The organism is Streptomyces sp. LZ34 (genome assembly GCF_053890475.1).
In genome coordinates, this window is the sequence record NZ_CM132680.1 from 10,646,066 (window position 1) to 10,657,942 (window position 11,877).

The 11,877-nt window shown below is 72.6% G+C and carries 1 protein-coding gene; it reads left to right on the forward strand.

Going from position 1 to position 11,877, the window contains the following annotated elements; genetic code table 11:
* The gene (locus tag ACWY4P_RS45710; RefSeq protein WP_456206738.1) at window positions 1–11,877 is read left to right on the forward strand and encodes an SDR family NAD(P)-dependent oxidoreductase; all 11,877 of its coding nucleotides are present in this window, start codon (window positions 1–3) and stop codon (window positions 11,875–11,877) included.

Here is an 11,877-nt window from a genome sequence, read left to right on the forward strand (position 1 = left end):
ATGAACCGCCAGGAGATCCTGGCCGCGCTGCGCGAGAAGCGGCTGACCCCGGAAGAGGCCCGCAGGCTGCTGCGGGGCGAGGCCGTCGCTTCCCCCGCTCCCGCGCCCGTCGCCACCCCCGCCCCCGCACCCGTCGCGGAGAAGACACCTGCCCGGAAGAAGGCACCTGCCCCGGAGAAGAAAGAGGGGAACGTCCAGCCCTCCCCGATCGCGATCGTGGGCATGTCGGGCCGGTACGCCTCCGCCGAGGACCTGGAGCAGTACTGGCGGCTGCTGGACGAGGGACGTGACGCCGTCCGTCAGATCCCGCCCTCGCGCTGGCCGATGGAAAAGTACTACGACCCGACGGTCGGCAAGGAGCGCTCCATCTACTGCCAGTGGATGGGCCTGCTCGACGACATCGACTGCTTCGACTCCTTCTTCTTCGAGATCTCCCCCTCCGAGGCGGAGATGATGGACCCCCAGCACCGCATCTGCCTGGAGGAGGCCTACCGCGCCTTCGAGGACGCCGGGTACCCACGGCAGCGCCTGGACGGCAGCAACTGCGGCGTCTACTTGGGCTTGACGAGCAGCGATTACTACACTCTCTGCCACCGAACGCTCGAGCGGCGGCAGGGCGATGACCTCCCCAGCGTGACCAGCGTCAGCAACGCCATCGCCGCCGGGCGGCTCGCGTACTACCTCAATCTGAAGGGCCCCGCCCTGACGGTTGACACGGCCTGTTCCTCCTCGCTGGTCAGCGTGCATCTCGGCGTGCAGGCCCTGCAGCGCGGGGAGGTCGACATGGCGCTCGCCGGCGGCGTTTCCCTGTATCTGAGCCCGGAGTCGTACATGCACATGTGCGCGGCCGGCATGCTGTCTCCGGACGGCCGGTGCAAGTCCTTCGACAACGGTGCCGACGGCTTCGTGCCGGGCGAGGGCGCGGGGGCCGTGGTCCTCAAGCGCCTGGCCGACGCGGAGCGCGACGGAGACCAGATCCACGGCGTGATCACCGCGAGCGGGATCAACCAGGACGGCAGGACCAACGGCATCACCGCGCCCAACCTCGGCAGCCAGATCGAGCTGGTCCGGGCGGTCTACGAACGTCATGGCATCGACCCGGAGACGATCGGCTACGCCGAGCTCCACGGCACTGGGACCAAGTTGGGCGACCCGATCGAGCTGGAGGCGCTGGCCACCGCGTTCCGAAACTGGACGGACCGGCGGAATTTCTGCGCGATGGGCTCGGTGAAGTCCAACATCGGCCATATGTCCGCGGCGGCCGGCGTCGCCGGGCTGCACAAGATCCTGCTGTCCCTGCGGCACCGCAGGCTCGTGCCGACGCTCCACGTCCGCTCACCCAATGAGCACTTCGACTTCGAGAGTTCGCCTTTTCTGCTGAGCACCGAGTCTCGGGAGTGGCAGCCCTCGCCGGGTGCGCCCCGGCGGGCCTGCCTGAGTTCCTTCGGCTTCAGCGGCACGAACGCGCACGTCGTCGTGGACGAGTACGTCCCGGTCGCCGCGCGGCGCCCCAGGCCCCGAAGCGGCGGTGACCGGGAGCGCACCTTTGTACTGTCGGCCAAGGCGGAACCGCGGCTGCGGGAGTACGCGGGGCGGCTGGCCGCCCACCTCACCGCGCACCCGGAAGCGGACCTGGACGATGTGGCCTACACCTTGCAGACCGGCAGGGAGGCGATGCGGGAACGCCTGGCCATCACCGCGCGGGACCGGGAGCGGCTCATCGACGCCCTGGACCGTTTCGCCCGGCTCGGCGAGATCGGCCCGGATGTGCGGCGCGGGCGCGCCACGGGGCGGTCGGCGGACGGTGGGTGGGCCGAGGGCGCGTCCGTGGACTGGTCGCGGGAGTGGGAGGCCCTGTCGCCGCGCCGGATACCACTGCCGACGTACCCGTTCGAGAAGAAGCGCCACTGGTATCCGCAACCGGTCACCGACGACACCACCGAGGGCGCCGAGGAGCCGATGGGCAGCGGCGGGGCCGCGCTCCACCCGTTGGTGCACGAGAACGTCTCGGACTTCACGCGCCAGCGCTTCCGCTCGGCCTTCACCGGTCGGGAGTTCTTCCTCGCCGACCACCGCGTCGGCGGCCACCCGGTGCTGCCCGGTGCCGCCGTGGTGGAAATGGCGCGCGCGGCGGGCGAGCTGTCCGCCCACCAGCCGGTCACCCGGATCAGCGAGGTCGTCTGGTCTCGGCCGGTCACGGACCCGACCGTCGAGATCGCCCTCTTCCCGGCGGCCGATTCCGACGCCGATTCCGACGCTGACTTCACGGCCGGCTTCGAGGTCCGGGACGGGAACGGAACGGCGTGCGCCGAGGGCAAGCTGGGCTTCGGGCCGGCCACCCGGCCGCCGTCCCTGGACATCGCGGCCATCCGCGACCGCTGCGAAGCCCGCCTCGACCACGCGGTGCTCTACCCCGACACGCCCTCCCACCAGGACTCCGGAGTACGGTACGGCCCCGCGTTCCAGACCCTCCGCGACCTGTCGTACAGCCCCACCGAGGCCCTCGCCACTCTGCGACTGGACTCGGAACGGAGCGGGTTCGTCCTGCATCCGGCCCTGCTCGACGGCGCCTGGCAGGCCATCCGGCCCTTGCTGGGCTCGGAGGGGCGAGTCCACCTGCCCTTCGCGGTGGACAGCATCCGCTGCTTCGCGCCCCTCCCCTCCCCGGCATACGCCCACATCCGCCCGGCGGGGGCCGACGCCCCCGGCAGCCGGTCGTTCGACGTCACGATCACGGATGCGCACGGCACTGTGGCCGCCGAGATCGCAGGGTTCACGGTCAGGCCGATGGGCCGGCCGGAGCGGGCGGAACCCGTCTTCCTCACTCAGCGCTGGGACGAGGTTCCGGCCCGGCACCACGGCGACGACGCCGGCCGGGCCCGCACCCTGGTGCTGTTCGCCGACGAGGAACCAGACGCCGACATCGCCGCCGACATCGCCGCCGACATCCAGGTCGGCGCGGGTACGGGCTTCACCGTCGACGAGACCGGGACCCGGTTCACCCTCCGGCCGGCCGAGCCGGACGACTACGCCCTCCTGCTGGACGAGCTGCGGCGCCGTGACCGGCTCCCGGACCGGATCGTCCTGGTGGGCGCGGAGCCGGGCGACGGCCCTCACGCTGTGCACGCCCTGGCCCACGCCCTGGCGGTCGGCGGACCCCGGTGGCCGGTGGACCTGCTGTACGTCTACCCGGTGACGGATCAAGAGCCCCGCCCCGAGCACCGCGCCATGGGCGGCTACCTGCGGTGCCTGGCGAAAGAAGACCGGTTCGTCACCGCCCGGACGGTGGGTGTCACGGCCGGATCCGATGTCGCCGGCCTCCTCCGCCGGGAGTTCGCCGCCGACCCGGCCGAGGCACCGGACATCTGGTGGGACGGTGGGACCCGCCGGGAGCTGCGGACAGCGGAGGCCGCCGCGAGCGCGGTCGGCGAACCGCCCTTCCGCAAGGGCGGGGTGTACCTGATCACCGGCGGTCTGGGGGGCCTCGGCCTGGTCTTCGCGCGGTACCTCAGCCGTGAGTACGAGGCGCGCCTCGTCCTGGCCGGACGCCGCGAGCCGAACGGCACCCCGCTCCCAGGCCGGGAGACTCTGTATGTCCGGGCGGACGTCTCCCGTCGCCGGGACGTCGACGCGCTCGTCGCGCGGGCGAAGGAGCGCTTCGGGCGGATCGACGGTGTGATCCACTCCGCGGGCACGTTGCGGGACGCGCTGATCCGCAACAAGTCCGCCGAGGACATGGCCGCCGTACTGGGCCCCAAGGTCGCGGGCACGCGCCATCTCGACGAGGCGCTGCGCGACGAGCCGCTGGACGTCTTCGTGCTCTTCTCGTCGATGTCCGCGGTACTCGGCAACGTGGGCCAGAGCGACTACTGCTTCGCCAACGCCTACCAGGATGCCTTCGCCGGGGCGCGCGAGCGGCAGCGGCGGGACGGCCGGCGCTCGGGCCGGACCCTGTCCATCGGCTGGCCGTTCTGGACCGACGGCGGCATGACGATTCAGCCGGACGCCGCCCGTCGGCTCCGGGAGCAGCTCGGCATCGCGCCGCTCGCGGCGGAGGAGGGCTGCCGGGCCCTGGAACGCGCCCTGCGGCTGCCGGAGCCGCACGTCGTGTACGCCGGCGGAGACGCGGCGGCGATCCGCCGCACCTTCGGCATCGAGCGTCCGGCGCCGGCAAAGGCCCCGGCCACGCCAAGCGGGTCCGCGCCGAGCGAGTCCGTGCGGAACGAGTACCGGTCGGGCGAGTCCGCGTCGAGCGCGGGCCTGAAGGAGCAGATGGGCGCGTACCTCACGCGGATCATCAGCGAACGCACGAAGAGCGACGCGGACAAGATCGACCCCACGGACGACTTCGAGCTCTTCGGCATTGACTCGATCATCATGATGAGCCTGACCCGGCGGATGGAGGAGGACTTCGGGGAGCTTCCCAAGACCCTGTTCTTCGAGTACGCGAACATCGACGAACTCGCCGCCTACTTCGTGGCCAACCGCGCGGAGGACCTCCGGCGCCTCTTCAGGATCTCGGAGGAGAATCAGGAGGGCCCCGCCTCCCCTGTGAAGAGCGCGGAGAGGGGCACAGAGAGCGGCACAGAGAGCACAAGCAGCCCGGAGAGCGCGGCTCCTCGTTTCCGGGAAGGGGCAGGCCCGGGGAAGGAAGCCCCTCGCCCCACTCCGGCCGCCCCCGCCACCCACGACATCGCCATCATCGGCATCAGCGGCCGCTACCCCGACGCCGACGACTTACCGCAGTTCTGGGACAACCTGGCCGCGGGGACGGACGCCATCCGCGAGGTCCCCGAGGACCGCTGGGACCACACCCGGCACTTCGCCCCCGGGGGCAGGACCCCCGGCAAGGCCTACGCCAAGTGGGGCGGCTTCCTTCGCGGCGTCGACCGGTTCGACCCCCTCTTCTTCAGCATCTCCCCGAGTGAGGCCGACTTCCTCGACCCCCAGGCCCGCCTCTTCCTCCAGACGGCCTGGCACGCGGTCGAGGACGCCGGCTACACCCGCGTCGGCCTGGCCGACCAGACCGTCGGGGTCTACGTGGGCGTCATGTACGGGATGTACGAGCTGTTTCAGGGGGAGATCCGAGGTGAGCCGGTGCCGGTGCCGTCCTCGTTCGCGTCGATCGCCAACCGCGTGTCGTACTTCATGAATCTACGCGGACCGAGTATGGCCGTCGACACGATGTGCTCCTCATCGACGACCACCATCCACCTGGGCTGCGAGAGCATCCGCAGGGGCGAGAGCGACGTGGTCATCGCGGGCGGGGTCAACCTGACCATCCACCCCAACAAGCTGATCCTGCTCAGCCAGGGCAACTTCGCCTCGACCGACGGCCGGTGCCGCAGCTTCGGGGAGGGCGGCGACGGGTATGTGCCAGGCGAGGGCGTGGGCGCGGTTGTGCTGAAGTCCTTGGACCGCGCGCTCGCGGACGGGGACCACATCCACGCGGTCATCAAGGGCAGCGCGATCAACGCCGGCGGCAAGACCAGCGGCTTCACGGTGCCCAATCCGAACGCCCAGGCCGAGCTGATCCGGGCCGGTCTCGCGGACGCAGGGGTCGACGCGCGGACCATCTCCTACATCGAGGCCCACGGCACGGGCACCACCCTCGGCGACCCGATCGAGGTGACCGCGCTCACCAACGCCTTCCGCGCACACACACCGGACACCGGGTTCTGCGCGATCGGCTCGGTGAAGTCCAACATCGGCCATCTGGAGTCGGCGGCCGGCATCGCGGCCCTGACGAAGGTCGTTCTCCAGCTGAAGCACCGGCAGCTGGTGCCGTCCCTGCACTCGACCACCCTCAACCCGTACATCGACTTCGCGCACAGCCCATTCGTGGTCCAGCGGGAGCCGGCCCCCTGGGTTTCGCCGGGAGGCCACCCGCGGCGAGCGGGGATCAGCTCGTTCGGCGCGGGCGGGGCCAACGCCCACCTCGTCGTCGAGGAGTTCGTCGAGGAGTCCGTCGAGGAGCGGGCCCAGCCCGCACCGCGGCCCCGGCCGGCGGGCGCCGGACCACAGCTGTTCGTCTTCTCCGCCCGGGACGAGGACCGGCTGCGGGAGCTGGTGGCCCGCAACCTCGCCGCGGCCCGGAACGCGTACGACGACGCGGATCTCGCGTCCGTCGCCTACACCCTCCAGGTCGGCCGGGAGGCCATGGAGCGGCGACTGGCGGTCGTAGCGGACGGCCTCGGCGAGCTGACGTCCCTGCTGGAGGCGTACTTGGCAGGGGACACGGACTCCGCGCGGTTCTTCACAGGGGACGGCCGCGGCGCGAAGCAGCAGTCGAAGCTGCTGGTCGGGCTGATCGAGGACTCCGACATGACGTCCCGCCTGCTGCGGGAGCGGCGACTGGACAAGACCGCCGAGCTGTGGGTCGAGGGCATCGCCATGGACTGGCCGCTGCTGTACGGGGACCGGCCTCCCCGGCGGGTGCCGCTGCCCGGTTACCCGTTCGCACAGGAGCGGTGCTGGGTCACCGGCCCGGCGGAGACCCGCTCGGCCGCCGTCACGGGCGCCGACCGGCTCCACCCGCTCCTGCACCGCAACAGCTCGACCCTCGAAGGGCTGCGCTTCAGCGCCACCTTCACCGGGCGGGAGTTCTTTCTCGACGACCACCGGGTGGGCGGCAAGAAGCTGCTGCCCGCCGTGGCCTGTCTGGAAATGGCCCTGGCCGCGGTGCGAGCCGCGCTGCCCGAGCGGGCGCGGGGCGAGGGCCTGCTGGTACGCGACGTGGTGTGGACGCGCCCGTTCACCGTCGACGAGGACGAGCGGACCGTGCACGTCACGCTGACCCCGGCGGACGGTGCGGACGTCGTCGACTTCCGGATCCATGCCGAGCACGTGCACTGCCAGGGCGCCGTCCAGCTGACCGGGGCGGCCGCGCCGCCGGCCGCGACGCTGGACCTGGCCGCGGTGCGGGCGCGCTGCACTCGCCCCCGGGTCGAGGGCTCCTGGTGCTACGAGGCGTTCGCCCGCATGGGCATCGACTACGGGCCGGCCCACCAGGCCGTCGAGACCGTGTACCGGGGATCGGACGAAGCGTTGGTGGCGCTGCGCCTGCCGGCGGCCGTCTCCGCCGACGCCGACCGCTACACGCTGCATCCCTCGCTGCTCGACGCGGCGTTGCAGGCGACGCTTGCCCTGGCCCTGCCGGAGGACCCCGCCGCGCTGCCCGAAGCCGCGGGGGCCTCGGCCGAGCTGCCTTTCGCCGTCCGGGGAGTGGAGGTAACGGGCGCGATGGCGCCGGTGATGTGGGCTCATTTGCGCCCCGCCCGCACCGTCACCGGAGGGGACCGGCTGAAGAAGATCGACATCACGCTGTGCGACGACTCCGGCCGGGTCGCGGTCCGCCTGGACCAGGTGGCGTTCAAGACCTACAGCTACGACGCGGCCGAGGAAGACGCGGCCGCGGATGACGGAGGCGTGCCGGAACGCCTGCTGTTCGCCCCCCGCTGGCGGGAGCGGGCGCCGGGGGCGGGCTCGGAGGGTGCGGCGCACCTCGACCGGTGGGTCGTGCTGGTCTGCGACCCCGCTGAGGGGCTGCTCGCCGAGCTGGCCCGACTGCTGCCCGGGGCCGACTGCCGGGCGGTCTCCTCGGACGCGGCGCGGCCCCAGGACCGGTACCAGGTCCTCGCCGTGGACCTGCTGCGGCAGACGCGGCAGCTTCTCCAGGAGAGTCGCGGGCAGCGCCTCCTGGTCCAGGTCGTGGCGAGCGATCCCGCTTCGGACGGGCTGGTCGGCTTCCTCCGGACGCTCCGCGGCGAGCACCCGGCGGTGTGTGCCCAGCTCGTCCGGTGCCAGGACGGGCCGCGGCCGGCCGTGCTGGCCGAGCGGCTGCGCGCCGAACGCGCGTGGCCGGCCGACCAGGTGGTCCGCTACGCCGCGGGCGGCCGACGCGAGGTCCGGGAGTGGGCGGAACTGCCCGCGCCCGCGGACGGCGGCGGCCCGCTGTGGCGCGACGGCGGGGTCTACCTCGTCACCGGCGGGGCCGGCGGCCTCGGCCTGCTGATGGCCGACGAGATCGCCCAAAGCGTCCGGCGTCCGCGGCTGGTCCTCACCGGCCGGTCCGCGCCGGGCGCGCGCACTGCCGAGGCCCTGGAACGGCTGCGAGCTCTGGGCGCGGTGGCCGAGTACGCGCAGGCCGATGTCACGGACGCCATGGCCTGCCGCGAGCTGATCGCGCGGATCGGGTCCGAGCACAGCGGGCCGGACGGAATCCTGCACTGTGCCGGGGTCACGCGGGACCGCATGCTCACGGGGAAGACGGCGGAGGACGCCCGGGCGGTGCTGGCGCCCAAGTCGGCCGGGCTGGTCGCCCTCGACGAGGCCACCGCCCACCTGCCACTGGAGTTCTTCCTGCTCTTCTCCTCCGTGGCCGGTGCCCTGGGCAACGTCGGCCAGGCCGACTACGCGGCCGGGAACGCCTTCATGGACCACTACGCCGCCCACCGCGAGGAGCTGGTGGCCCGAGGCGAGCGCCACGGGCGGACGCTGTCCGTCAACTGGCAGCTGTGGCAGGACGGCGGGATGGGGCTGAGCGCGGAGCGGACGCGGGCGGCGGCCGACACCGCGGGGCTGGCCGTGCTGGACCGGGCCACCGGCCTGGGCGCGCTCGCGGCCTGCGTGGCCAGCGGGGAGAGCCAGGTCCTGCCACTCGTCGGCGACCCCGCCAAACTGCGCGCCTACCTGCGGGCGCAGACCGGCAACACCCCGGTCCGCGCGCCGGAGCGAGCCGTGGCGAGCCGACCGGACGAGAGTGAGCGTGAGCAGGAGCCGACGGACCGGGCCGAGCTGCTGGCCGCCGTCCTGAAAGACGTCATCGCCGAGGAGATCAGGCTTGACGCCGGGCGCGTGGACGCCCATGTCCCGCTGGAGAACTACGGCATCGACTCGGTCGTCATCATCAACCTCACCCAGCAGCTGGAGCGGAGCTTCGGGCCTCTGCCGAAGACGATCTTCTTCGAGAACCAGACCGTGATGGAGTTGGCCCGCGCGCTGTGCCGGAGCCATCCGCAGCAGGTCGCGGAGCTGGTGGGGCCGCGCACGGCGGCCCCGGCCCAGGCCGCCCCGGCGATGCCCGAAAGCGACCCCGCACTGCCGCCCGCCGGCTGGTCCCCGCTGTGGACCCGCGGCGGTGCCTCTGGCGCCTCCGGTACCCCCGCCGTACCCGAGGCCACCGGCAGCCTCGACATCGCCATCGTCGGCCTGGCCGGGCGCTATCCGCAGGCCGAGGACATGGCGGCGTTCTGGGCGAACCTGCGCCGGGGCCGGGACTGTGTCACGGAGATCCCCGACGACCGGTGGGACCACGCCCTCTACCACAGCCCCGAGCCGGGCCGGCAGGACCGGACCTATGCCCGGTGGGGCGGGTTCATCGAGGACGCGGTCTGCTTCGACTCGCTGTTCTTCAACATCTCGCCCGGCGAGGCCGAGGTCATGGACCCCCAGGAGCGGATCTTCCTGGAATGCGTCCACCACACCCTGGAGGACGCCGGCTACAGCCGGCGCTCGCTGGCTGGCCGGGACGTCGGGGTGTATGTGGGCGTGATGTACGAGGAGTACCAGCTGTACGCGGCCCAGCGGCAGTTGCGGGGCGAGATGATCACCCTGAACGGCAGCGCGGCCTCCATCGCGAACCGCGTCTCGTACCACTACGGCCTCCACGGGCCGAGCCTGGCCGTGGACACCATGTGCTCCTCGTCCCTGGTCGCCATCCACCTGGCCGCCCAGAGCCTGCGAGCCGGGGAGTGCGAGGCGGCGATCGCCGGTGGAGTCAACCTCTCCCTGCACCCCAGCAAGTTCCTGATGCTGGGCAAGAACCACTTCGCGTCGACCCGCGGCCGGTGCGAGTCGTTCGGCAGCGGCGGCGACGGCTACGTCCCCGGCGAGGGCGTGGGCGCCGTACTGCTGAAGCCCCTGGCCCGGGCGGAGGCGGACGGCGACCACATCTACGGCGTCATCAAGGGCACCGCGGTCAGCCACGACGGGAAGACCAACGGCTACACCGTCCCCAACCCGCACGCCCAGACGGCGGTGATCCGGCGCGCCCTGGAGCGGGCGGGTGTCGATCCCCGCGACGTCTCCTATGTGGAGGCCCACGGCACCGGCACCCGGCTGGGCGACCCGATCGAGGTCTCCGCGCTGACCAAGGTGTTCGGGACCGACGCGGCTCGGGCACGGCGCTGCTACCTCGGCTCGGCCAAGTCGAACATTGGCCACTGCGAGAGCGCCGCCGGGATCGCCGGGGTCAGCAAGGTGCTGCTGCAACTGCGGCACCGGGAGATCGCACCGTCGCTGCACTCGGCGGAGCCGAACCCGGAGATCGACTTCGCGGCCACCCCGTTCACCGTGCCCCAGGAGGTGACCCCGTGGGAGGCGCCGCCGGGGCGGCCGCGCGTCGCCGGGATCTCCGGCTTCGGCGCGGGCGGCACCAACGCCCACGTGGTGATCGCCGAATACCGGGGACCCGCGCGGCCGAACGCCGTCGGCGCGGGTGGGCCGGTCCCGGTCATGCTCTCGGCACGGCGTGAGGAGCAGCTGCGCGGCGTCGCCGAACGCCTGCTGGACGGGCTGCGGGGACGCCGCCTCACCGCCGCGGAGCTGGCCGACGTCGCCTACACGCTCCAAGTGGGCCGCGACGCGTTCGAGGAACGGCTCGGTTTCGTCGTCGACTCGCAGGACGGCCTCGAAACCGGCTTGGCCGACTTCCTGGCCGGGCGTCAGATGCGGTACCGGGGCCATGTCCCGACGCCCGTTCCGCCACCGCGCGGGCGCGCGGCCCAAGAGGTCCGCGCCCGGTACGCGGCGGGGGAGTACGGCGGCCTGCTCGACCTGTGGGTGGGCGGCCAGGACCTGGACTGGGAGGCCCTCGCCCCGCCCGGGACCCGGATCCGTGTCAGCCTTCCGGCCTACCCGTTCGCCCGCCAACGGCACTGGATGCCCTCCCGGGACGCGGCGACACCCCTGACGTCCCCGGGGACCGCGCCGACCGCACCGCGCATCCACCCGCTGCTGCACCAGAACCGCTCCTCCCTCTTCGAGCAGCGCTTCACCGCGACGTTCACCGGCCGCGAGCCCTTCCTCGACGGCCATCGCGTCGGCGGCGAGAAGGTGCTGCCCGGGTCCGTGTCCCTGGAGATGGCGCGCCTGGCCGGGGCGCTCAGCCTGGAGCAGGACGTGTGGTCCGTCCGGGACGTGCTGTGGCGGCACCCCGTCGAGGTGGGCGAGGAACCGGTCGAGGTGACGGTGCGGCTCTTTCCGGAAGGGGATTCCGTCCGGGTCCACGTCGGCCTCGACGAAGGGCCGGGAGACGCGCGCGTCTGCATGGAGGCCTGGATCGACCTGGCGGCCGGGCCGGCGGAGCCGTCCGGCGGGGCGCGGCCGCTGGACCTCTCCGGCATCATCGCCGACTGCGACCGCAAACTCTCCGGTGCCGTCGGCTACGCGGCCATGGCCGCCGTCGGCCTGGACAACGGGCCGGAGTTCCAGGTGATCGAGGAGGTGCTGTTCCGGGACGGCGAGGCGGTGGTCCACCTCGCGTTGCCGCCCTCGGCCGACCGGGACGGCGCGGACGTTTTGCACCCCGCGCTGGTCAACGGCGCCTTCCAGGCCGTCGTCGCCCTCATGGGAGACCCGGACGGCGCAGCCGGCCACCACCGGCTGTTCCTGCCGTTCTCCATCGCGGGCGTCGACATCCGCGGGCCGCTGCCCGAGGAGTGCGTCGCGCACCTGCGCCGCACCGGCGACCCGGGGTCCGGCCGGACCGCGATCGACCGCTTCGACATCACCCTGACCGACCTGGCCGGCAACGCCCTCGTCGTCGTGAAGGACTACGCCCTGAAGTCGTTCTGGACGGGGGCCGAGAACAGGTGA

Bases quoted from the DNA above. Each gene is read 5' to 3' on its own strand.
- ACWY4P_RS45710 (WP_456206738.1), top strand. From the start codon at position 1: ATGAACCGCCAGGAGATCCTGGCCGCGCTGCGCGAGAAGCGGCTGACC.